This is a genomic window from Pantoea sp. GM01 (assembly GCF_000282675.1).
Taxonomy (GTDB): domain Bacteria; phylum Pseudomonadota; class Gammaproteobacteria; order Enterobacterales; family Enterobacteriaceae; genus Pantoea; species Pantoea nemavictus.
In genome coordinates this window covers 53,986-75,609 of the sequence record NZ_AKIU01000025.1, presented here as the reverse complement: position 1 = coordinate 75,609, position 21,624 = coordinate 53,986, and the positions used below count along the sequence as shown (strand labels likewise).

Genomic DNA, 21,624 nt, shown 5'->3' with positions numbered 1-21,624 from the left:
TTGAGTGTCGTACCGATGAAAATTCCTTACATTCCTGAAGATGCACCGTTTAACGGTGAGCAGAAATACTGGCTGGCGGGCTTTCTCGCCGGTCTCCATTCGCGCCTGCTGGTATTAGAAGACAAGCAGAGCGCGCCGGCCGCAGGTGCCAATACGCAACTGCATATCCTGTTCGGTTCACAGACCGGTAATGCTGAAGCGCTGTCACAAACGGCTGCCAAGGCCGCTCGTGCCAAAGGTCTGGTGCCGGTGGTACAGGCGCTGGGTGAGGTGGATCTGGATGTGTTCGCCACTATGCGTCACGTGCTGATCGTTACCTCAACCTACGGCGAAGGCGAAATGCCGGATAACGCCCAGCTGTTTTGGCAGGCGATTTCAGCCAGCACCGCGCCACGTCTGGAGCAGATGCACTTTGCGGTCCTGGCAATTGGCGACACCGGCTACGACGGTTTCTGCCAGGCAGGTAAATTCATCGATATGCGTCTCGAGCAGCTCGGCGCGAAACGTGTTGCCGATCGTATCGACTGCGATATCGACTTTGAAGAGCCATCCAGCGAGTGGATCGGCACGGCAATGCCACAGTTTGCTGCCAGCGCTGGCAGCAGCGGTACCGCGCTGGAAAGTGCGCCAGAAGCGCCGGTGATTCCGGGCAGCAATAAGCAAAATCCCTATGCAGCTGCGCTGGCAACGAACAAGCGTCTCTCAGCAGAAGAGTCGGCAAAAGATATTCGCCACTTTGAATTCGATCTCAGCGACAGCGGTCTGAAATATGAAGCGGGCGACGCGCTGGGTGTGATCCCCGTGAATGACGCAGCGTTGGTGTCACTGCTGCTGGCCGAACTGAAAGCGGACTATGAGACGCCGGTGCCAGGCTTTGACCGTAACCTCGGCGATCTGCTGACGTATCAGTTCGAAATCTCTGAGCCATCACGCAAACTGATTGAGTGGGTTGGACAGCACACCACCAACCAGGAACTACGTCACGTATTGCAGCACGACGATAAAGATACCCTTGCCGTTTGGCTGTGGGGCAAAGATACGCTGGATCTGCTGCAGCTTGAGCTGACGCGCAGCCTGTCAGTGCCGGAATTGGTTGCCATGCTGCGTCCATTGCAGCACCGCGCGTACTCCATCTCGTCGAGCTCGAAAGCGCACCCTAATCAGGTGCATCTGACCATCGCTTCCGTGCGCTATCACAGCGGCGGCCGCGAGCGTAAAGGCGTGTGTTCAACCTACCTGGCTGAACGTGTACGTCGTGGCGAAAAGCCAGCGATCTTCATTTCGCCTAACAAAGCGTTCCGCGTGCCAGCAAACGGCAATGCGCCGCTGATCATGGTTGGCCCGGGAACGGGTATCGCTCCGTTCCGCGCCTTCCTGCAGGAGCGCCAGGCAACCGGCGCTGAAGGCAAAAACTGGCTGTTCTTTGGTGACCAGCATCAGGCACATGATTACATCTATGAAGATGAGTTGCAGGCATGGCAGGAGAAAGGTCTGCTGACTAATCTCGATCTGGCCTTCTCGCGCGATCAGGAAGAGAAGATTTACGTGCAGAACCGCATGCTAGAGAAAGGCGCTGAGCTGTATGCCTGGCTACAGGATGGCGCCTACTTCTACGTATGTGGCGATGCCTCGCGTATGGCGAAAGATGTGGATGCTGCGCTGTATGAAGTGGTTCGTCAGTTCGGTGGCTTGTCCAGCGAACGTGCTGCGGCTTACATCGATCAACTGAAGAAAGACAAACGCTATCTGCGCGACGTCTACTAAGACGCACAGGCATAAAAAAACGGGCCAATCGGCCCGTTTTTTATTTCTCACTCTCAGACGTATTACTTCACTACACGTAGTGAAGGTCGTCCGCCACGCGGTGGCGGCTCATCATCTGGCGAGTGATCGTCGTCAGTCGCATCGTCCGGACGATCGCCATCAATCACAGACATCATCGTCTCTTCCTGACCGCCAGCGTCTTGTTCGTCCGTCGCCAGCTCATAGGCCGGTTCCGGTTCAAACATGGTACCAGCGCCGTTTTCACGGGCATAAATCGCCAGAACCGCAGCCATCGGCACAGAAACCTGACGCGGTACACCGCCGAAACGCGCATTAAAACGCACTTCATCATTGGCGAGGTCAAGATTGCCAACCGCACGCGGCGCGATGTTCAGAACGATCTGTCCATCACGCGCATACTCCAGCGGCACCTGCACACCAGGCAGATTGATGTCGACCACCAGGTGCGGCGTCAGCTGGTTATCAAGCAACCAGTCATAGAACGCTCGCAGCAGATAGGGACGACGCGCCGTTAGTTGCGACATTTCCATACGTTAGCCCCGAGCTTGCAGGCGCATTTCACGTTCTGCTTCCGTCAGTGACGCAAGGAAAGAGTCACGCTCAAACACACGTGTCATGTAGCCTTTCAGCTCTTTAGAACCCGCGCCAGACAGATCAACACCCATCTGCGGCAGACGCCATAACAGCGGTGCCAGATAGCAATCCACCAGACTGAACTCTTCACTCATGAAGAATGGCGTGCGTGCGAACAGTGGCGCAATGGCCAGCAGCTCTTCACGCAGTTGCTTACGCGCTGCATCGGCTTCTGCACCGTTGGTGGTTTCGATGGTGCGCATCAGGCTATACCAATCCTGCTCGATGCGGTGCATCATCAGACGGCTTTCACCACGTGCCACCGGGTAAACCGGCATCAGCGGAGGATGCGGGAAACGCTCATCGAGGTATTCCATGATGATGCGTGATTCATACAGCGTCAGTTCACGGTCGACCAGCGTAGGTACGGTGCGATACGGGTTGAGGTCAATCAGATCCTGCGGCAGGTTATCCGTTTCAACCTGCTCGATCTCCACGCTGACGCCCTTCTCAGCCAGTACAATACGTACCTGATGGCTGAAAATGTCAGTCGGACCAGAAAACAGCGTCATTACCGAACGTTTGTTGGCAGCGACAGCCATGAAAACCTCCAAGTTTGTTCACAAAAAGATACTGCGAATAGCCAACCACGCGGCGACTCACCGGCTCATCAGATTCGCCTACCGTCAGCGTTAAAAGCATCGCCCGGTCTTCCGGACAGGAACGACAAGCACAACGCTGCGTCTCGCAGGCGCAAAGTGACAGTGAGTTTACCAGATTTTAAGCAGCTTGTGGGGCGGGCATGATGATTTGCGGGCAAAATGCGGGTAAAGCTCGCGTTTTTTGTGGGAAAAAATCATAAATACAGATAATAAAAAACCCGCCGAAGCGGGTTTTTTGAGCCAACTGCCGCTGCCGAAGCAGCAAACAATTAACGCTTGGAGAACTGCGGACGACGACGTGCTTTACGCAGGCCGACTTTCTTACGTTCAACTTCACGCGCATCACGGGTAACGAAGCCCGCTTTACGCAGTTCAGAACGCAGAGACTCGTCGTACTCCATCAGAGCGCGTGTGATACCGTGACGGATCGCACCAGCCTGACCAGAAATACCACCACCTTTAACGGTGATGTACAGGTCAAATTTACCAACCATATCAACCAGTTCCAGCGGCTGACGCACGACCATGCGTGCAGTCTCGCGACCGAAATACTGCTCCAAAGAGCGCTGGTTAATTACGATGTTACCGCTACCCGGCTTGATGAAGACGCGAGCGGCAGAGCTTTTGCGGCGACCAGTGCCGTAGTTTTGAGTTTCAGCCATTGCCTATAATCCCGATTAAATGTCAAGAACTTGCGGTTGCTGCGCCGCGTGGTTGTGCTCGTTGCCTGCGTAAACTTTCAGTTTACGGTACATAGCACGACCCAGTGGGCCTTTCGGCAGCATGCCTTTAACCGCGATTTCAATCACACGCTCAGGACGGCGCTCGATCATCTCTGCAAAGGTCGCTTGCTTGATACCACCGATGTGGCCAGTGTGGTGATAGTAAATCTTGTCAGTACGCTTGTTGCCGGTTACAGCAACTTTTTCTGCGTTCAGAACGATGATGTAATCACCGGTATCAACGTGCGGAGTGTATTCCGCTTTGTGCTTACCACGCAGACGGCGCGCCAGTTCAGTCGCCAGGCGACCCAAGGTTTTGCCCGTTGCGTCAACAACATACCAGTCACGCTGTACGGTTTCTGGTTTAGCTGTAAAAGTTTTCATTGAAAAGCTTACCCAAATAAAAAGTTACACGTTGGTGAAATCCCAAACGCTAAGTAAACGATTGAGGCTCACACGACCATTTTGCCCAGCAAGCCACCCCTTCAAGTGAGTTACCGGATCACATCGAGTTCTTGGGAAAGAAAACCGATGCTGTAACGTGGGGTCGCAAGATTATAGAGAAGTCGAACTCAAAGATCGAACCTTTTTGCATCTAAATCCTGCGATTTCTGCCACGTCATCAGGGCAGATGCGGCAGACGCAAATACTCTTCGCTTTGCATCTCCTGCAAACGCGACAAGCAGCGTTGATACTCAAACTTCAAGCGTGTGCCCTGATAAATTTCAAACAGTGACGTTTCTGCCGCCACCACCAGTTTCACGTGGCGTTCGTAGAATTCATCGACCAGCGCAAGGAAGCGACGCGCCTGATCTTCGGTCTTATAAATCATCACCGGCACATCATACAGCAAGACGCTATGAAAACGGCGTGATAGCTCAATATAGTCATGCTGGCTGCGCCCTTCGCCGCATAGCGTCAGGAAATCAATCGCCAGCACGCCTTCATGCACGCCGAGCGTCGGCATCTGCCGATGGTTAATTTCCAGCACCGGCGCATCTTCACGTGCTTTGCCTGACAGCGCGCGGAACATGCGCTCCATTTCGATATGCGTGGCATCGCTCAGCGGGAAATTCCACAAATGTGCCGACGTTAAGGTACGTAAGCGGTAGTCGATACCGGCGTCAACGTTCATCACTTCGCAATGACGCTTGATTTGTTCGATGGCAGGCAGGAAACGCGCACGCTGCAAGCCGTTGCGGTAGAGTTCATCCGGCGGAATATTTGAGGTTGCGACCAGCGAAATACCGCGCGCAAACAGCGCTTCCATTAGTGTGCCGAGCAGCATGGCATCGGTGATGTCCGAGACAAAAAATTCATCAAAACAGAGAATGTCAGTTTCCGCTTTAAAGCGATCGGCGACAATTAATAGCGGATCGCTGTGGCCCTGCAGTTGCGTCAGCTCCTGATGGACACGCAGCATAAAGCGGTGGAAATGCAGACGCAGCTTACGATCGCCAGGAATTGACTGAAAAAACAGGTCCATCACCCAGGTTTTACCGCGCCCAACGCCACCCCACATATAGAGGCCGCGCACCGGCGCATCGCGGGTGCTTTTCTCTTTATTGATCATCTTAGATAAGCGGCCAAACAGACCTTTTGCTTCCGGTTCAACGTGTTGCTGACGGGCAATCAATCCTTGCTGGATGGCATCTAAGCGGGTAATCGCTTCTCGTTGTACGTCATCCGGGCGGAATTCGCCCTGCGACAGCGCCTGCTCATAGCGGGCAAGCGGAGATGAGGTTTGCATGGTTCTCTCAGAATCCCTGAAAAAGTCCGATTCACGGGTCGGTTGACGAAAATTAGGCCGCTCTACACTATGCTATGCAGCCCGATAGTTCCACTTCCAATAGATTATTGGGTATAGTGGCTGCTATTGAAGTTGATGTTGCAGCAGAAGCAATGCCCTACGAAACAACGGAAATTACACGGGAGTCATTATGACCTGGGAATACGGGCTAATTGGTTTAGTGATTGGCATTATTGTCGGCGCGGTAGTGATGCGTTTTGGCAACAAGAAGCTGCGTGAGCAGCGTAGCATGCAGTATGAGCTGGAAAAATCGAAGGCTGAGCTGGCGGATTACCGCGAGGAGCTCACCAACCACTTTGCACGCAGTGCCGAGCTGCTGGACAACATGGCGCATGATTATCGCCAGCTGTATCAGCACATGGCGAAAGGGTCAAACGACCTGCTGCCAAATCTGCCAGGCGAGAAAAATCCGTTTGCCTACCAGTTAACGGAAGCCGAAGCGGATAACGATCAGGCGCCGGTACAAATGCCGCGCGATTACTCTGAAGGCGCATCCGGCCTGTTACGGGGTAGCGATCGCACACCGCGTAATTAATCCTTTTGGGGCACAGCTTGGCTGTGCCCTTTTTGTTTGTCGAACCCTTGCCCCAAAAGACTGTCACACTTTTTTATCCCCTTTTCTTTTCGCAGCGAGAGCGTTGTAGCAATGAAAAAACAAGCACGACTGTTGAGCGCATTAGCCTTGAGCATTGGCATGAGTCTGGCCGCGGCGCCAAGCGCGCTAGCCACGCTACCCGCCCAGATTCAGGGACAAGCATTGCCAAGCCTGGCACCGATGCTGGAGAAAGTTCTGCCTGCGGTAGTCAGTGTGCATGTTGAGGGCACCGATTCCGGCCAGCAGGCGCAAGATATCCCCGAGCCGCTGAAACGCTTCTTTGGTCAGGCGCCGGGACAATCCCAACCGCAGCCGTTTGAAGGGCTGGGTTCCGGTGTGATTATCGATGCCGCGAAAGGTTACGTCCTTACCAACAATCACGTGGTGAACGGCGCAGACAAAATCAATGTGCAGTTGAGCGACGGCAACGAATACGATGCCAAGCTGATTGGTCACGACGAACAGACCGATATCGCTTTGATTCAAATTGAGGGCGCAAAAAACCTCACCCAGGTGAAAATCGCCGATTCAGACTCGCTGAAAGTGGGTGATTTTGCGGTGGCTATCGGTAATCCCTTTGGCCTTGGTCAGACGGCCACCTCCGGCATCATCTCTGCGCTGGGTCGTAGCGGCCTGAATCTGGAAGGGCTGGAGAACTTTATCCAGACCGATGCCGCGATTAACCGCGGCAACTCCGGCGGTGCATTGGTTAACCTGAATGGCGAGCTGATTGGTATTAACACCGCGATTCTGGCTTCCAGCGGCGGCAACATCGGTATTGGCTTCGCGATCCCAGCCAATATGGCGATGAATCTCGCGCAGCAACTTATCCAGTTCGGCGAAGTGAAGCGCGGTCAGCTGGGCATTAAAGGCACGGAAATGACCGCCGATATCGCCAAAGCGTTTAACGTTGATGCGCAACGCGGTGCCTTTGTTTCGGAAGTGCTGCCGAAATCTGCCGCCGAGAAAGCGGGCATTAAAGCCGGCGATATTATTACCTCCATCAATGATAAGCCGATTACCAGCTTTGCCGAGTTGCGTGTCAAAGTGGGTACAACGCCGCCGGGCCAGGACGTGAAGATCGGCCTGCTGCGTGAAGGCAAACCGGTAAATGTCACCGTCACGCTGGAACAAAGCGCGCAGACTACCGCCAGCGCGCAGCTGATGTCTCCAGCACTGCAAGGCGCAACGCTGAGCGATGGCGCGACTAAAACCGGTGATAAAGGCGTGAAAGTCGATGCCATCGAAAAAGGCACGCCAGCGGAGCAAGTTGGTTTGCAGAAAGACGATGTGATCATCGGAGTGAACCGCAATCGCGTGGCATCGATTGCCGAAATGCGCAAAGTGCTGGAAGGCAAACCGCCGGTGCTGGCACTGAACGTGGTGCGCGGCGACGAAAGTATTTACCTGCTTCTGCGATAATCCTCGCATCAGGCGGACAAGCAGGTGTTTGTCCGCCTTTCTCATGCTATTCTGCCCTGCGATCTCACCTGGCTTGAAATAACACCATGTTTCTTAAACTTTTGCGTTCTGTGGTGATGGGCCTGATCGTGGCTGGCTTACTGCTCGTCGCGATCCCTGCGCTGCGTATGGGCAGCAATATCACCTTTGAGCATGACAATAGCGATGATGAAGCACCCGTCAGTTTCAATCAGGGTGTGCGACGTGCCGTGCCCGCTGTCGTCAATGTCTATAACCGCAGCGCCCACGGCAACAACAATCGCGGTATCACCACGCTCGGTTCTGGCGTGATCATGAACGGCAAAGGTTATATCCTGACCAACAAACACGTCATCAACAACGCCGATCAGATCATCGTCGCGCTGCAGGATGGCCGTTTCTTCGAAGCCACGTTAGTGGGCTCTGATGCCATGACCGATTTAGCGGTGCTGAAAATCAGTGCGTCAAACCTGCCGGTGATACCCATTAACGCCAAACGTATCGCACACATCGGCGACGTGGTGATGGCCATCGGCAATCCGTACAATCTCGGCCAAACCGTGACGCAAGGCATTATCAGTGCCACCGGACGCGTTGGCCTGAGCTCATCTGGCCGACAAAACTTCCTGCAAACCGATGCTTCCATCAATCAAGGCAATTCAGGCGGCGCGTTGATTAACTCGCTCGGCGAATTGATGGGCATTAACACGCTGACGTTTGATAAAAGCAGCGATGGCGAGACGCCAGAAGGGATTGGTTTCGCCATTCCTACCGCGTTGGCGAGCAAAATCATGGATAAGCTGATTCGTGATGGTCGGGTGATTCGCGGATACATTGGCATCACCGGTCGCGAACTGCCGCCGCTGCACGGCGAGGGGAATAACCTCGATCGCGTTCAGGGCATCATTGTCAGCGATGTTACGCCAGGTGGCCCCGCCGATAGCGCCGGGATTCAGGCTAACGACGTGCTGCTTGAGGTGAATGGCAAAACCGCGCTCTCAGCGCAGGAAACCATGGATCAGGTGGCAGAAATTCGCCCAGGCTCGGTGATTGACGTGCAGATATTGCGCAATGAAAAGAAAATGACGTTGCCGGTAACCATTCAGGAGTTCCCGGAAGTAACCGCGCCCACCACCACGACACCATAAGGGCGCTTACGCGCCCATAGGGTTAACTGCGATCGACCGGGAAGGCGATCACTTCGCTTAATGAACTGGCTTTCAGCGCCAGCATAATCAAACGATCGACCCCCAACGCCACGCCGGAACAAGCCGGCATACCGTGCGCCAGTGCATCCAGCAAGTTGGTATCGATAGGATGTTGCGGCAGGCCCCGCGCGGCACGACGACGATTGTCCTGCTCAAAGCGCTGACGCTGTTCACGGCTATCAGTTAACTCACGGAAACCGTTCGCCAACTCAATACCTTTGTAGTAAACCTCAAAGCGCTCAGCGACGCGGTGATCTTCAGTACTGATCTCAGCCAGCGCCGCCTGCGTGGCCGGGAAGTGATAGACGAAGCACGGCTTATCAACCCCGATTTTTGGCTCAACGCCCAGCATAAACAGCAGCTGAAGCAGCGTATCGCGGTCTTCTTCACGGTTCGCTAACTCACCCTCGCCCAACTTCTCCGCCACTTCGCGCAGCTGCGCTTTATCAGCAGACAGCGGATCGATCTCCAGATGACGAATAAACGCCTGTTGATACGACAGGGATTCGGCGCTGTCACACTCCAGCACCTGCTGCATGAGATCGTCCACCTCGTTCATCAGGCGGTACATGTCGTAATGCGGACGATACCACTCCAGCATAGTGAACTCTGGGTTGTGGTGACGCCCCGCTTCTTCATTACGGAAGCTACGGCCCATTTGATAAATCGGTCCGCTACCCGCAGCCAGTAGGCGCTTCATGTGGTATTCCGGACTGGTCATCAGCCAGAGATCGCGCCCTTCAGCAGCGCCCGGCCCAACGAAACGCGTCTGGAAGGGTACCAGATGAATGTCCGTAATGGTCGCCTGACTCATCGCCGGAGTTTCGACCTCCAGCACGCCGCGATCGGCAAAGAAACGCCGTATTTCCGCCATAATAGCGGCGCGTTTCAACAAATTGGCAATAGATGCGCTCGGCTGCCAGCTTGCCGTTTCGCTCATGTTGATGACTCCTCATACAGATAAGGGGTGGAAGTCTACCCGCATTGACGATGGCAAACAACGACGCAGCAAAGGCGGCTGGCACAGCCAACATTTTGGTCACGGGCGGCTATACTTAACTCATTAAAATCGTAAAGGAATCCCACAATGTCCCCATGGAAAACCCTGCTCGCCAGCCTCAGCGCTTTTCTCTCTGTGGCCTGCTCGACCACACCGCCCAAGGGCGTCACAGTGGTAGAGGGCTTTGATAGCCAACGTTATCTCGGTCAATGGTATGAAATCGCCCGCCTTGATCACCGCTTTGAACGCGGTTTACAGCAGGTCACGGCCAATTATAGCCCGCGCGAAGATGGCGGCTTAAAAGTGGTAAACCGCGGCTTCAATCAACCTAAGCAACGCTGGCAGGAGAGCGTCGGTAAAGCCTATTTCACCGGCGATAAACAGCGCGCCTCGCTTAAAGTGTCATTCTTTGGTCCGTTCTACGGCGGTTACAACGTGATTGCGCTAGATCCAGACTATCGCTATGCGCTGGTCTGTGGACCCAATCGCAGTTACCTATGGATTCTGTCGCGCACGCCTCAATTGGACGAAAGCATTAAACAGCGTTTGGTTGAACAGGCCAGAAGTGCCGGATTCCCGGTTGATGAGCTGATTTGGGTTGAGCAGAAATAGAGATGAGAACCGGTGCGAAAGCAGCTTTCGCACCGGAATATCTACTGTGCGCTGCGCTGAATTGCCTTGCCGCCCGCCGAAACATCTTCGCCAACACCACGCGTGGTGTTGCAAGCGGTCAGAACGGAAGAGAGCACCAGCACGGAAAAAATCGCAACAATACTTTTCTTTAACATAGCCATATCCTTTTTGGTTGCAGTAAAAGTACAGCTCTTAAAGCATAGTCTCGATCTGTAAAACTGCGGATGGGCGGAGTAAAAAAGAGAAGTGGCAGCGAATTATTTCTCAGCTGCGTGTGAGATGGCGCCGCCTAAATGCGAGACATCTTCACCAAAGCCATGAAAAGTGTTGCAGGCGCTCAAAGCGGAGGAGACCAGCAACGCAAAAACAGCAAACTTTGCCATCTTTTTCATTTTTCTGAACTCTTAGAAAAAAAAGGCGCATCACCGATGCGCCTGATTTGACGATTATTTTACGCGTGAAACGTATTCGCCAGAACGGGTATCTACTTTTACTACTTCGCCAATCTGCACAAACAGTGGCACTTTGATGACCGCGCCGGTAGACAGCGTTGCTGGCTTACCGCCAGTACCCGCGGTGTCACCTTTCAGGCCTGGATCGGTTTCGACCACTTCAGCTTCGATGAAGTTCGGCGGCTGAACGGCGATCGCTTTATCGTTCCACAGGGTAACGATACAATCAGCATTGTCCTGCAGCCACTTGGTCACATCATCCAGCACTTTAGATTCGATCTGATACTGCTCGAAAGATTCCGGGTGCATGAAGTAGTAGAAGTCGCCGTCGTTGTAAGAGTATTGCAGCGTCATATCACGAACGTCTGCGCCTTCGGCAGAGTCAGTAGATTTGAAGGTTTTCTCAACGCGAGAACCGGTCAGCAGACGACGCATTTTTACGCGTGCAAATGCCTGGCCTTTACCCGGCTTAACAAACTCACTGGCTTCGATGGCATAAGGTTCGCCTTCGAACATGATTTTAAGACCGGGACGGAAATCGTTGCTAAGATAAGTCGCCATAAAGGCCCTCTGTAAATATTGAACTGGTAAATAGCCAAAAAAATGGCACACATTGTAACCCTAAATCCCCCCGTCAGAGAAGATTGGTTGCAGCAACTCGCTGATGTTGTGACCGAACCTGCTGAATTACAGCAACTTTTAGCTCTGGATCAACATACAGATCTGGCTGCAGGCGCTGATGCACGCAAGCTTTTCGCCCTGCGCGTACCGCGCGCCTTCATCGCACGCATGAAAAAAGGCGATGCAATGGACCCGCTGCTGCTGCAAGTCATCACCAGCCGTCAGGAATTTATTGATGCGCCAGGTTATAGCACCGATCCGCTCGATGAACAAAGCAGCGTGGTACCTGGTTTACTGCATAAGTATAGAAATCGTGCGCTGCTGCTGGTAAAAGGCGGTTGCGCCGTCAATTGCCGCTACTGTTTCCGCCGGCATTTCCCCTACCAGGATAACCAGGGCAACAAGCGTAACTGGCAAGCCGCGATTGATTACATCGCCACCCATCCTGAACTGGATGAGATAATTTTCTCCGGCGGCGACCCGCTGATGGCAAAAGATCATGAGCTGGCCTGGCTGGTTGCCGCGCTGGAAAAAATCCCCCACCTCAAACGCCTGCGCATTCACAGCCGCTTACCGGTGGTGATTCCGGCACGTATCACCGAAGGTTTGTGCCAGATTCTGGCAGACACACGTCTGCAGGTGTTGATGGTAAGCCACATTAACCATGCGCAAGAGATTGACGACGAACTGCGTTACGGCATGCAGATGCTAAAGCGCGCGGGCGTAACATTACTCAACCAGAGCGTGCTGCTGCGTGGTGTGAATGACGATGCGCAGGCGCTGGCAAACTTGAGCAATGCGCTGTTTGATGCCGGCATTCTGCCCTACTACCTGCACGTGCTGGATAAGGTGCAAGGCGCGGCGCACTTCTATGTTGCGGATGAAGAAGCGCGCGGACTGATGCGTCAGCTGCTGGCAATGGTTTCAGGCTACATGGTGCCTAAACTGGCACGTGAGATTGGTGGAGAGCCAAGCAAGACGCCGCTGGATTTACAGTTGCGCCAGGAATAAAAAAAGCCGCATCAGCGGCTTTTTTTACGACGACAGCTTACGGGCACTTATACACCTGGCCAGACATTTTGCTGTCGAGCGGGGCGAAAGCAGACAGCAGATTCTGCGTCGGGCTGGTGGCGCCATAAATCACGTTGCCGCCCATCTCTGCCGCGCGGTTGCGCAGGTCGTTGGCCGCGCCACGCAATGAACTGCCTTCACCGCCTGAACCGGTTAGCCAGTTGCTCTGTGAGCCGGTAAGCGTTCCCAGCAGCTGACATTGACTGGCTGGTTGTTGGTCGACGAAGGTCACACGTTCGCCGCCAGCACTCAGTTGATTGGAGCTGCTACAGCCCGCCAGCAGTAAAGTTCCCACTGCCAGTCCGAGCAAGAGGTTAATCCGCATTGTAATCCCCATTTATTATCATCAGTGTCGGGCGGCAGCGTAGCAGAAAAGCGCACTTTTTTTCTGAACATTCATTGCCCTAAACCCGTAAAGCCGAAGTATTGCGCCCTTACTTATACCTTGTTCCCCCGCAAAAGAAAAACCCCCGACCGTTTCCGATCGAGGGTTTTCCAGATGACTTAAGCAGTCAGGGGCAATTACATCATGCCGCCCATTCCGCCCATGCCACCCATACCGCCAGCGCCGCCTAAATCAGGTGCGTCGCTTTTTGGCAGGTCAGTGACCATTGCTTCGGTGGTGATCATCAGGCCAGCCACAGATGAAGCGTATTGCAGTGCAGAACGCGTCACTTTGGTTGGATCCAGGATACCGAAGTCGATCATGTTGCCGTACTCTTCGGTCTGCGCGTTGTAACCGTAGTTACCGTCACCCGCTTTCACGTTGTTGGCCACGACAGATGGCTCTTCGCCGGCGTTAGACACGATCTGACGCAGTGGCGCTTCCATTGCGCGCAGCGCAACTTTGATACCCACGTTCTGGTCTTCGTTATCGCCTTTCAGGCCAGATGCGGCGATTTTCGCTGCAACGCGAACCAGCGCCACACCACCACCCGCAACCACACCTTCTTCAACCGCAGCACGGGTCGCGTGCAGGGCATCTTCAACGCGTGCTTTCTTCTCTTTCATTTCAACTTCAGTTGCTGCGCCCACTTTCAGTACGGCAACGCCGCCTGCCAGTTTCGCTACGCGCTCCTGCAGTTTCTCTTTGTCGTAATCAGAGGTCGCTTCTTCGATCTGCTGACGAATCTGCGTTACGCGGCCAGAGATAGCACCTTGATCGCCCACGCCATCGATGATGGTGGTGGTGTCTTTGTTGATCACAACGCGTTTTGCCTGACCCAGATCTTCCAGCGTCGCTTTCTCCAGCTCCATACCGATCTCTTCAGAGATAACGGTACCGCCGGTCAGGATAGCAATATCCTGCAGCATCGCTTTACGACGGTCGCCGAAGCCCGGCGCTTTAACCGCAGCCACTTTCACGATACCGCGCATGGTGTTAACCACCAGCGTTGCCAGCGCTTCACCTTCCACGTCTTCTGCAACGATCAGCAGCGGCTTACCGGCTTTAGCAACGGCTTCCAGCACAGGCAGCATTTCGCGGATGTTAGAGATCTTCTTGTCAGCCAGCAGGATGAACGGGGTTTCCAGCTCAACTGCGCCAGTTTCTGGCTTGTTGATGAAGTACGGCGACAGGTAGCCACGGTCGAACTGCATACCTTCAACCACGTCCAGCTCGTCTTGCAAGCCGGTGCCTTCTTCAACGGTGATAACGCCTTCTTTGCCCACTTTGTCCATTGCATCAGCAATCAGGGTGCCGACGGTTTCGTCAGAGTTAGCAGAGATGGTACCCACCTGGGCAATTGCGCGTGAATCCTGGCAAGGCACAGACAGGGTTTTCAACTCTTCAACAGCAGCGATAACGGCTTTATCGATACCGCGCTTCAGATCCATCGGGTTCATGCCCGCTGCAACGGCTTTCAGGCCTTCAGTGATGATTGCCTGAGCCAGTACGGTTGCAGTGGTGGTGCCGTCGCCTGCTGCGTCGTTCGCTTTAGAGGCCACTTCTTTCACCATCTGTGCGCCCATGTTTTCGAACTTATCTTCCAGCTCGATTTCACGCGCAACAGAAACACCATCTTTAGTGATGGTCGGTGCACCAAAAGATTTATCCAGAACCACGTTACGGCCTTTCGGGCCCAGGGTAACTTTTACTGCATCTGCCAGTACGTTTACGCCACGCAGCATTTTCACGCGTGCGTCATTACCGAATTTTACGTCTTTAGCTGCCATTTCAAATATCCCTTAAATTCGTTTCGTTCAGTGAATTACGCGTAAATTACGCTTCGACAACTGCAAGGATGTCGCTTTCGGAGATGATCAGAACTTCTTCGTTGTCGATTTTCTCGGTCTTAGCACCGTAGCCTTCGCTGAAAATCACCAGATCACCCACTTTTACGTCCAGTGGCTTAACTTCACCGCTTTCCAGGATGCGGCCTTTGCCAACAGCCAGGACTTCACCGCGGGTAGATTTACCGGCAGCTGAACCGGTCAGCACGATGCCGCCCGCTGATTTAGCTTCAACTTCTTTACGCTTGACGATGACGCGATCGTGCAATGGACGAATTTTCATTTGATAGCTCTCCTTTGAGAAGTCCAATCATTCATTTTTTGGGTTAGAACCGGACTGCATGGCTTCCGGCCTCGTGCTGGAAGAGATAGGGGCAATAAGTGGGCTTTCAAGGGTAAAAAATATAAATATTTTCGTTTCTGCAACAGATGGCGAAAAATGCAGCAAAAAGGCGGCTTGCGCCGCCTTGTCATGTTTATTGGTCTTTATCGTGCCCAATCTTGTCCTGATCCTTGCGCTCATACTCACCGTCCATGGTGAAGCCCGCGTCGGGGCCCGCGCCCGGTCCGCGCCACACGCGCAGATGCGGCATCAGCTTTAGCGTCAAATGCTTCTGCACCGGCGGCAATAGCAGCAGCAGGCCGAGGAAGTCGGTAAAGAAACCCGGCAACAGCAGCAGGAAACCGGAGATGATCAGCGAAACGCTCTTGGTCATCTCTGCCGCCGGGCTCTCATTGCGCGCCAGCTTCTCCTGCATCAACCGGAAGTTCTTCATGCCCTGATTTTTCACCAGCGACACACCAATACATGAGGTGAAGATCACCAACAGCATGGTGAGCAGCACGCCCAGCGCATGCGCAACCTGGATGAAGATTGAGATTTCAATCCAGGCCAATACAAAAAAAATCACTAACGGTAACCAGCGCACCGAATTCTCCTGTGAGTTGGAGCTGCCTCGCAAATTGCCAGACAGCAGAAAGGGAGGGTCTGCATGACCGTATTGATAGAGATGGGCATTTGCGGCGCCAATTTCAACCGATCCTGCCATTTTTTTCCCACTGACTTAAAATTGCGAAGTACATCACATATCGTTATTACCGCTGGGCCTGCAAATGCCCGTAAAGTGATCTGTGCACAAACAATTCTGTAACATCAGAATATGATCGTGCCCGTCAGCGTGAAGATGGATAATATGTCGGCGCTGACATTCCACGACAATATAATCGCTTCACCTGCACGTTAATTGCCGCCCGTCCCTTCGGACGCCCGGTAGTAACAAGGCAGCAATAATAAGAAGGTAATCATGGCGAACAACATTCGTATCGAAGAAGACCTTTTAGGCATGCGCGAAGTTCCAGCAGATGCTTATTACGGTGTTCATACTCTGCGTGCGATTGAAAACTTCTATATTAGTAATAACAAAATCAGTGACATACCTGAGTTTGTCCGCGGTATGGTGATGGTGAAGAAAGCAGCCGCGCTCGCCAACAAAGAGCTGCAAACCATTCCCCGCAACATCGCAAACACCATTATTCAGGCCTGTGATGAGGTGCTCAATAACGGCAAATGCATGGATCAGTTCCCGGTGGACGTCTATCAGGGCGGCGCGGGCACCTCGGTCAACATGAACACCAATGAAGTGCTGGCGAACATCGGCCTGGAGCTGATGGGCCACCAGAAAGGGGAATATCAGTACCTCAACCCCAACGATCACGTGAATAAGTGTCAGTCGACCAACGATGCTTATCCAACCGGTTTCCGCATCGCGGTTTATGCCTCAATCCTGAAACTGCTCGACGGCATCAGCCAGCTCAGCGAAGGCTTCCAGCGCAAAGCCGTCGAGTTCGAAAACATCCTGAAAATGGGCCGTACCCAGTTGCAGGATGCGGTGCCAATGACGCTTGGCCAGGAGTTCCACGCGTTTAACGTGCTGCTGAATGAAGAGACCCGCAGTATTCTGCGCACCGCCGAACTGCTGCTGGAAGTGAACCTCGGCGCCACGGCCATCGGTACGCGTCTTAACACACCAGATGGCTATCAACAGCTGGCGGTACAGCGTCTGGCAGAAGTGAGTAATCTGCCGGTGGTGCCAGCAGAAGATCTGATTGAAGCCACCTCCGACTGCGGTGCCTACGTGATGGTGCACTCCGCGCTGAAACGTCTGGCGGTGAAACTGTCGAAAATCTGTAACGATTTGCGCCTGCTCTCCTCCGGTCCACGCGCTGGCCTGAATGAAATCAACCTGCCAGAACTGCAGGCCGGTTCATCTATCATGCCGGCCAAAGTGAACCCGGTGGTGCCGGAAGTGGTGAATCAGGTGTGCTTCAAAGTGATCGGCAACGACATCACCGTCACCATGGCGTCTGAAGCGGGCCAGCTACAGCTTAACGTGATGGAGCCGGTGATTGGCCAGGCGCTGTTTGAGTCAATCAGCATTCTGACTAACGCCTGCTTTAACCTGCTGGAAAAATGCGTCAACGGCATTACCGCCAACAAAGCGGTGTGTGAAGCCTACGTGTTTAACTCGATTGGTATCGTCACTTACCTCAACCCGTATATTGGCCATCACAACGGCGATATCGTCGGTAAGATTTGTGCTGAAACCGGCAAGAGCGTGCGTGAAGTGGTGCTGGAGCGCGGTTTGCTGACGGAAGCCGAGCTGGACGATATCTTCTCCATCCAAAACCTGATGCATCCAACCTACAAAGCCAAACGCTATACCGACGAAAACGAACAGTAATCCGCTCCGGATCAAGTTGCCAAAAGCACGCCCCGATACAATGCGGCGTGCTTTTTTCATTTTGGCGGCTACAACTTTAAGAGTCGGGATTTTTCCACGGCTCAGGGAGTGGAACGAATGGTAGTAGTGGAGTTGGTTATTGTCCTGCTGGCGATCTGGCTCGGTGCACGTCTTGGCGGCATCGGCATTGGTTTCGCGGGCGGTTTAGGTGTGCTGGCGCTGACGCTGTTTTGCGGTTTAAAGCCCGGTGCCATTCCTTTCGATGTGATCGAAATTATCATGGCGGTGATTGCCGCGATTGCCGCGATGCAGATCGCCGGCGGTCTTGATTATCTGGTGGGATTAGCAGAGCGCCTGCTGCGCCGCCATCCCCGCTACGTCACCTTCCTCGCACCGCTGGTCACTTACGTCATGACGCTGCTGGCCGGTACCGGTCACACCGCATTCTCTACCTTGCCGGTGATTGCCGAAGTGGCGAAAGAGCAAGGCGTGCGCCCTTCGCGCCCGCTGTCGATAGCAGTTGTCGCCTCGCAGATCGCCATCACCGCTTCGCCGCTCTCGGCAGCGGTGGTGTTCTTCGCCTCGATTCTCGAGCCGCACGGGGTGAGTTATCTGGCGCTGCTCGGCGTGGCGCTGCCCTCCACCATGGCGGCGATCTTCTGTGCTGCCATCATCACCAGTTTCCTCGGCAAGGAGTTAAAGGATGATGAGGTTTACCAGGCGCGTTTAGCCAAAGGCGAAGTGAAACTGCGCGGCGAGCAGGTGTATGACATCAAACCGGGCGCGAAACGCGCGGTGCTGCTGTTCCTGATCGGTATCGCCGCCGTGGTGCTTTACGCCACCGCCATCAGCGACAGCGTGGGCCTCATCAGCAATCCGGTGCTGCCGCGCAACGAAGCCATCGTGGTGTTTATGCTAACCGTTGCCACGCTGATTTGCCTGACCTGCAAAGTTGATACCGGTGAGATTCTCAGCGCCAGTACCTTTAAATCAGGCATGAGCGCCTGTATCTGCGTGATGGGCGTAGCCTGGCTGGGTGATACCTTCGTCAAAGCGCACCTGGCCGATATTCAAAACCTGGCCGGTGACATGCTGCAAGGTTATCCATGGATGCTAGCGCTGGTGCTGTTCTTCGCCGCCACGCTGCTCTATTCGCAGGCCGCTACCACCAAAGCGCTAATGCCCGCCGCGCTGCTGCTCGGTGTATCGCCGCTGGCGGCGGTGGCATCTTTTGCCGCCGTTTCCGCGCTGTTCGTGCTGCCAACCTATCCAACGCTGCTGGCTGCGGTGGAAATGGATGATACCGGCTCAACCCGTATCGGTAAGTTTGTGTTCAACCACTCCTTTATTATCCCCGGCGTGTTGGCGATTGCCTTCTCGGTGGCGTTTGGTTTCCTGTTTGGTAGCCTGATTTTGTAGCGCCGTTACATCCTGAAAACCTCGTGGCGAGGCGGCCGTGCTATCATCGCGGCCTATTCGCCACCGGAGCTAATTCATTCGTTATGGCTGCTCGACTTTTACGCCTTGCCGGCTTTTGCCTGGCACTGACCTTTTGCCTTTCGGCACAAGCCTCACTTTTCTCTCCCAATAACAACAGCCGCTTTGTGCCGGTTGATCAGGCATTTGGCTTCGATTTCAGCCAGCAGGGAAATCAGCTGACGCTGAGCTGGAAAGTGAAAGATGGCTACTATCTCTATCGCCAGCAAATTCACGTCACGCCGCAAAAAGCGCAGATTGCTCCGCTGAGCTTGCCGCCGGGCCAGCCGCATGAAGATGAGTTTTACGGGAAAAGTGAAATCTATCCGCAGGATCTGCAGCTGCCGGTCACCCTACGCCAGGCCGATGCCGGCGCGACCGTCACCGTGACGTATCAGGGCTGCGCCGCCGCCGGATTCTGCTATCCGCCCGAAACCCGCAGTGTGCCGCTCAGCGCGGTGGCCGCCAATCAGGATGCGCCCGCTGCCCGCGCGCAGCCAACCCATCAAAGTACGCCGCTGCCGTTTTCTCCGCTGTGGGCACTGCTGATTGGTATCGGCGTGGCCTTCACGCCGTGCGTACTGCCGATGTATCCGCTGATCTCCAGCATCATTTTGGGTGGCCCGCGCCGCTATTCGATGGGCCGTCTGTTCGCGCTGGCAATGGTCTACGTACAGGGCATGGCGCTGACTTACACCGTGCTCGGCATGGTCGTTGCGGCAGCAGGACTACGCTTCCAGGCGGCGCTACAGCATCCTTACGTGCTGATTGGCCTATCGGCGCTGTTCATGGTGCTGGCGCTGTCGATGTTTGGCTTGTTCTCGCTGCAGTTGCCTTCCGGATTGCAAACCCGCCTCACCTTGTGGAGCAATCGTCAGCAAGGCGGATCGCTGCCGGGCGTCTTCATGATGGGCGCGCTGGCTGGGCTGATTTGTTCCCCCTGCACCACCGCACCGCTCAGCGCCATTCTGCTGTATATCGCGCAGAGCGGTAATTTGTGGGCCGGCGCCGGCACGCTGTGGCTGTATGCCTTCGGCATGGGCCTGCCGCTGATTGCCGTGACGATGTTTGGTAATAAGCTGCTGCCGAAAAGCGGGCCGTGGATGCAAACGGTCAAAGAGGGCTTTGGTTTTGTGATTCTGGCGCTGCCGGTGTTCTTGCTGGAGCGGGTGATGGGCGACGTTTGGGGCTTGCGTCTGTGGAGCCTGCTCGGCGTGGCGTTTTTTGCCTGGGCATTCAGCCTCAGCCTGCGGGCGACCGGCAAATGGCGCGTGCTGCAAATCATCATGCTGGCCGCCGCGCTGGTGAGTGCTCGGCCCTTACAGGATTGGGCATTTGGCAGCAGCAGTAACGCGCAAACCGTGGCGCATTTGCCGTTCCAGACCATTGCCAGCGGCGCTCAGCTCGATAACGCGCTGCAGCAGGCGCAAGGCCGTATCACCATGGTCGATTTGTATGCCGACTGGTGCGTCGCCTGCAAGGAGTTCGAGAAATATACCTTCAGCGATGATGGCGTGCGCAGCGCGTTGAGCCAGGTGCAGCTGCTGCAAGCCAACGTCACTGCCAACAACGCGCAGGATAACGCGCTGTTGCAGCATCTGCAGGTGTTAGGCTTGCCGACCATTCTGTTCTTTGATGCGCAAGGTAAAGAGATTCCCGATTCGCGCGTCACCGGTTTCCTCAACGCCGCCGATTTCCGCGCGCATTTGCACAATGTGTCGCGTTAAACGACACTGTCTGCAGGACACTGCCCGTTCGTCCGCGAGCGGGCCCGCATTCCAGAGGAGAGTCACTTGCAACGTGAACAAATACTCGAGCATGCGCTGAATGTGCTCGAACAGAGCGGCCTGGCCGCCACCACGTCTTTAACACAGCTGGCGGGTGAAAGCGGTCTGGAAGCAGAGCAGTTAACGCGCTTCTGGCCCGATCGTGATGCCCTGCTGTACGATGCGCTGCGCTATCATGGCCAGCAAATCGATAGCTGGCGCCGCCAGGTGCAGCTTAATGAACATCTCAGCGCCGAACAAAAGCTGCTGGCACGCTACCAGGTATTAAGTGAATACGTTAGCAAAAGCCGCTTTCCCGGCTGCCTGTTTATCGCCGCGTGCAGCTTCTATCCTCAGCCCGACCATCCTGTGCATCAGTTAGCTGAACAGCAAAAACGCAGCTCATGGCAGTTTACCCACGAAATTCTGGTCGATTTAGCGCTGGATAATCCCACCATGGTGGCCGATCAGATGGAGCTAATTCTGGAAGGTTGCCTGAGCAAGCTGCTGGTGAAACGCAATGTACAGGATGTGGAAACGGCGCGCCGCTTAGCGGAAGATGTGCTCGGCATAGCGCTGTGTCGTCAGAACGGCGCACTGGCGTAGCCTTTTTATCCATCTTGTCTGAAAAGCAAGCAATCAATCACGATTGCTACGCTTTTTTGACGAAAGCCGTTGACGACTGAGAGCCATTAAGGTTTAATGCGCCCCGTTGCCCGGATAGCTCAGTCGGTAGAGCAGGGGATTGAAAATCCCCGTGTCCGTGGTTCGATTCCGCGTCCGGGCACCATACATCGAAGCACACTGGTTAGATCTTAGAGGTCTAACGGGTGTCTA

Annotated in this window: 23 protein-coding genes and 1 tRNA gene; 11 read left to right on the top strand and 13 right to left on the bottom strand. The window is 54.5% G+C overall.

The window, feature by feature from the left end:
- The first annotated feature begins 15 nt into the window (after positions 1-15).
- Positions 16-1,764, top strand: a complete 1,749-nt coding sequence (locus tag PMI17_RS04565; RefSeq protein ID WP_007886604.1) for a sulfite reductase subunit alpha — start codon at positions 16-18, stop codon at positions 1,762-1,764.
- Between the two features lie 62 nt (positions 1,765-1,826).
- Here PMI17_RS04565 and sspB read toward each other — a convergent pair whose 3' ends face one another.
- From sspB to zapE, 5 genes are all read right to left on the bottom strand, one after another.
- Positions 1,827-2,315, bottom strand: a complete 489-nt coding sequence (gene sspB / locus PMI17_RS04560) for a ClpXP protease specificity-enhancing factor (RefSeq protein WP_007886603.1) — start codon at positions 2,313-2,315, stop codon at positions 1,827-1,829.
- A 3-nt stretch (positions 2,316-2,318) separates the two neighbouring features.
- Positions 2,319-2,960: a stringent starvation protein SspA gene (gene sspA, locus PMI17_RS04555; RefSeq protein WP_007886602.1), complete on the bottom strand. Its 642-nt coding sequence runs from the start codon at positions 2,958-2,960 to the stop codon at positions 2,319-2,321.
- 329 nt (positions 2,961-3,289) lie between these two features.
- Positions 3,290-3,682, bottom strand: a complete 393-nt coding sequence (gene rpsI / locus PMI17_RS04550) for a 30S ribosomal protein S9 (protein ID WP_007886600.1) — start codon at positions 3,680-3,682, stop codon at positions 3,290-3,292.
- 15 nt (positions 3,683-3,697) lie between these two features.
- The gene (gene rplM / locus PMI17_RS04545; protein ID WP_007886599.1) at positions 3,698-4,126 is read right to left on the bottom strand and encodes a 50S ribosomal protein L13; all 429 of its coding nucleotides are present in this window, start codon (positions 4,124-4,126) and stop codon (positions 3,698-3,700) included.
- Positions 4,127-4,364: 238 nt separating this feature from the next.
- Positions 4,365-5,492 carry a cell division protein ZapE gene (zapE, locus tag PMI17_RS04540; RefSeq protein WP_007886598.1) on the bottom strand — a complete coding sequence of 376 codons (1,128 nt, stop codon included), beginning with the start codon at positions 5,490-5,492 and terminating at the stop codon, positions 4,365-4,367.
- Positions 5,493-5,682: 190 nt separating this feature from the next.
- Here zapE and zapG point away from each other — a divergent pair, with 190 nt between their 5' ends.
- The 3 genes from zapG to degS all read left to right on the top strand — a co-directional run bounded on the left by zapG (position 5,683) and on the right by degS (position 8,735).
- Entirely contained in the window at positions 5,683-6,087 is a 405-nt protein-coding gene (gene zapG, locus PMI17_RS04535; protein WP_007886597.1) for a Z-ring associated protein ZapG, read from the top strand.
- 111 nt (positions 6,088-6,198) lie between these two features.
- Positions 6,199-7,569, top strand: coding sequence for a serine endoprotease DegQ (gene degQ / locus PMI17_RS04530; protein WP_007886596.1), 1,371 nt, complete (start codon positions 6,199-6,201; stop codon positions 7,567-7,569).
- Between the two features lie 86 nt (positions 7,570-7,655).
- On the top strand, positions 7,656-8,735 hold the full coding sequence (gene degS / locus PMI17_RS04525) for an outer membrane-stress sensor serine endopeptidase DegS (RefSeq protein ID WP_007886595.1): 1,080 nt from the start codon (positions 7,656-7,658) through the stop codon (positions 8,733-8,735).
- A gap of 22 nt (positions 8,736-8,757) precedes the next feature.
- Here the strand turns inward: degS and epmA are convergent, their stop codons facing one another.
- Positions 8,758-9,735 carry an elongation factor P--(R)-beta-lysine ligase gene (epmA, locus tag PMI17_RS04520; protein ID WP_007886594.1) on the bottom strand — a complete coding sequence of 326 codons (978 nt, stop codon included), beginning with the start codon at positions 9,733-9,735 and terminating at the stop codon, positions 8,758-8,760.
- Between the two features lie 147 nt (positions 9,736-9,882).
- Between epmA and PMI17_RS04515 the strand changes: the two genes are divergently transcribed.
- Positions 9,883-10,407: a lipocalin family protein gene (locus PMI17_RS04515; RefSeq protein WP_007886593.1), complete on the top strand. Its 525-nt coding sequence runs from the start codon at positions 9,883-9,885 to the stop codon at positions 10,405-10,407.
- A gap of 41 nt (positions 10,408-10,448) precedes the next feature.
- On the opposite strand, the gene PMI17_RS04510 is transcribed toward PMI17_RS04515, so the two are convergent.
- From PMI17_RS04510 to efp, 3 genes are all read right to left on the bottom strand, one after another.
- A complete protein-coding gene (locus PMI17_RS04510; RefSeq protein ID WP_007886592.1) occupies positions 10,449-10,583 on the bottom strand; it encodes an entericidin A/B family lipoprotein in 135 nt (44 codons plus the stop codon).
- 102 nt (positions 10,584-10,685) lie between these two features.
- On the bottom strand, positions 10,686-10,820 hold the full coding sequence (locus PMI17_RS04505) for an entericidin A/B family lipoprotein (RefSeq protein WP_007886591.1): 135 nt from the start codon (positions 10,818-10,820) through the stop codon (positions 10,686-10,688).
- Between the two features lie 54 nt (positions 10,821-10,874).
- Entirely contained in the window at positions 10,875-11,441 is a 567-nt protein-coding gene (gene efp, locus PMI17_RS04500) for an elongation factor P (protein WP_007886590.1), read from the bottom strand.
- Positions 11,442-11,483: 42 nt separating this feature from the next.
- Between efp and epmB the strand changes: the two genes are divergently transcribed.
- Positions 11,484-12,512 (top strand): EF-P beta-lysylation protein EpmB, encoded by a 1,029-nt coding sequence (epmB, locus tag PMI17_RS04495; protein WP_007886589.1) that lies wholly within the window; start codon positions 11,484-11,486, stop codon positions 12,510-12,512.
- A 37-nt stretch (positions 12,513-12,549) separates the two neighbouring features.
- On the opposite strand, the gene PMI17_RS04490 is transcribed toward epmB, so the two are convergent.
- The 4 genes from PMI17_RS04490 to PMI17_RS04475 form a co-directional block, all read right to left on the bottom strand.
- Entirely contained in the window at positions 12,550-12,897 is a 348-nt protein-coding gene (locus PMI17_RS04490; protein ID WP_007886588.1) for a DUF4156 domain-containing protein, read from the bottom strand.
- 197 nt (positions 12,898-13,094) lie between these two features.
- Positions 13,095-14,747 carry a chaperonin GroEL gene (groL, locus tag PMI17_RS04485; RefSeq protein ID WP_007886587.1) on the bottom strand — a complete coding sequence of 551 codons (1,653 nt, stop codon included), beginning with the start codon at positions 14,745-14,747 and terminating at the stop codon, positions 13,095-13,097.
- A gap of 46 nt (positions 14,748-14,793) precedes the next feature.
- Positions 14,794-15,087, bottom strand: a complete 294-nt coding sequence (locus PMI17_RS04480; RefSeq protein ID WP_007886586.1) for a co-chaperone GroES — start codon at positions 15,085-15,087, stop codon at positions 14,794-14,796.
- A 193-nt stretch (positions 15,088-15,280) separates the two neighbouring features.
- Complete coding sequence (locus tag PMI17_RS04475) at positions 15,281-15,733, bottom strand: FxsA family protein (protein ID WP_036620254.1); 453 nt, start codon at positions 15,731-15,733, stop codon at positions 15,281-15,283.
- 375 nt (positions 15,734-16,108) lie between these two features.
- Between PMI17_RS04475 and aspA the strand changes: the two genes are divergently transcribed.
- From aspA to PMI17_RS04450, 5 genes are all read left to right on the top strand, one after another.
- Positions 16,109-17,545, top strand: a complete 1,437-nt coding sequence (gene aspA, locus PMI17_RS04470) for an aspartate ammonia-lyase (RefSeq protein ID WP_007886584.1) — start codon at positions 16,109-16,111, stop codon at positions 17,543-17,545.
- Between the two features lie 117 nt (positions 17,546-17,662).
- Positions 17,663-18,964 carry an anaerobic C4-dicarboxylate transporter gene (locus tag PMI17_RS04465; protein ID WP_007886583.1) on the top strand — a complete coding sequence of 434 codons (1,302 nt, stop codon included), beginning with the start codon at positions 17,663-17,665 and terminating at the stop codon, positions 18,962-18,964.
- Positions 18,965-19,047: 83 nt separating this feature from the next.
- Complete coding sequence (locus tag PMI17_RS04460) at positions 19,048-20,748, top strand: protein-disulfide reductase DsbD (RefSeq protein ID WP_007886582.1); 1,701 nt, start codon at positions 19,048-19,050, stop codon at positions 20,746-20,748.
- Positions 20,749-20,814: 66 nt separating this feature from the next.
- A complete protein-coding gene (locus PMI17_RS04455; RefSeq protein ID WP_007886581.1) occupies positions 20,815-21,393 on the top strand; it encodes a transcriptional regulator in 579 nt (192 codons plus the stop codon).
- 108 nt (positions 21,394-21,501) lie between these two features.
- Positions 21,502-21,577 (top strand) — tRNA-Phe (locus tag PMI17_RS04450).
- The last annotated feature ends 47 nt before the right edge of the window (positions 21,578-21,624 follow it).

Excerpts from the sequence above, each read along its gene's own strand:
- PMI17_RS04565 (WP_007886604.1), top strand. The coding sequence starts at position 16 with ATGAAAATTCCTTACATTCCTGAAGATGCACCGTTTAACGGTGAGCAG.
- sspB (WP_007886603.1), bottom strand. The coding sequence starts at position 2,315 with ATGGAAATGTCGCAACTAACGGCGCGTCGTCCCTATCTGCTGCGAGCG.
- sspA (WP_007886602.1), bottom strand. The coding sequence starts at position 2,960 with ATGGCTGTCGCTGCCAACAAACGTTCGGTAATGACGCTGTTTTCTGGT.
- rpsI (WP_007886600.1), bottom strand. The coding sequence starts at position 3,682 with ATGGCTGAAACTCAAAACTACGGCACTGGTCGCCGCAAAAGCTCTGCC.
- rplM (WP_007886599.1), bottom strand. The coding sequence starts at position 4,126 with ATGAAAACTTTTACAGCTAAACCAGAAACCGTACAGCGTGACTGGTAT.
- zapE (WP_007886598.1), bottom strand. The coding sequence starts at position 5,492 with ATGCAAACCTCATCTCCGCTTGCCCGCTATGAGCAGGCGCTGTCGCAG.
- zapG (WP_007886597.1), top strand. The coding sequence starts at position 5,683 with ATGACCTGGGAATACGGGCTAATTGGTTTAGTGATTGGCATTATTGTC.
- degQ (WP_007886596.1), top strand. The coding sequence starts at position 6,199 with ATGAAAAAACAAGCACGACTGTTGAGCGCATTAGCCTTGAGCATTGGC.
- degS (WP_007886595.1), top strand. The coding sequence starts at position 7,656 with ATGTTTCTTAAACTTTTGCGTTCTGTGGTGATGGGCCTGATCGTGGCT.
- epmA (WP_007886594.1), bottom strand. The coding sequence starts at position 9,735 with ATGAGCGAAACGGCAAGCTGGCAGCCGAGCGCATCTATTGCCAATTTG.
- PMI17_RS04515 (WP_007886593.1), top strand. The coding sequence starts at position 9,883 with ATGTCCCCATGGAAAACCCTGCTCGCCAGCCTCAGCGCTTTTCTCTCT.
- PMI17_RS04510 (WP_007886592.1), bottom strand. The coding sequence starts at position 10,583 with ATGTTAAAGAAAAGTATTGTTGCGATTTTTTCCGTGCTGGTGCTCTCT.
- PMI17_RS04505 (WP_007886591.1), bottom strand. The coding sequence starts at position 10,820 with ATGAAAAAGATGGCAAAGTTTGCTGTTTTTGCGTTGCTGGTCTCCTCC.
- efp (WP_007886590.1), bottom strand. The coding sequence starts at position 11,441 with ATGGCGACTTATCTTAGCAACGATTTCCGTCCCGGTCTTAAAATCATG.
- epmB (WP_007886589.1), top strand. The coding sequence starts at position 11,484 with ATGGCACACATTGTAACCCTAAATCCCCCCGTCAGAGAAGATTGGTTG.
- PMI17_RS04490 (WP_007886588.1), bottom strand. The coding sequence starts at position 12,897 with ATGCGGATTAACCTCTTGCTCGGACTGGCAGTGGGAACTTTACTGCTG.
- groL (WP_007886587.1), bottom strand. The coding sequence starts at position 14,747 with ATGGCAGCTAAAGACGTAAAATTCGGTAATGACGCACGCGTGAAAATG.
- PMI17_RS04480 (WP_007886586.1), bottom strand. The coding sequence starts at position 15,087 with ATGAAAATTCGTCCATTGCACGATCGCGTCATCGTCAAGCGTAAAGAA.
- aspA (WP_007886584.1), top strand. The coding sequence starts at position 16,109 with ATGGCGAACAACATTCGTATCGAAGAAGACCTTTTAGGCATGCGCGAA.
- PMI17_RS04465 (WP_007886583.1), top strand. The coding sequence starts at position 17,663 with ATGGTAGTAGTGGAGTTGGTTATTGTCCTGCTGGCGATCTGGCTCGGT.
- PMI17_RS04460 (WP_007886582.1), top strand. The coding sequence starts at position 19,048 with ATGGCTGCTCGACTTTTACGCCTTGCCGGCTTTTGCCTGGCACTGACC.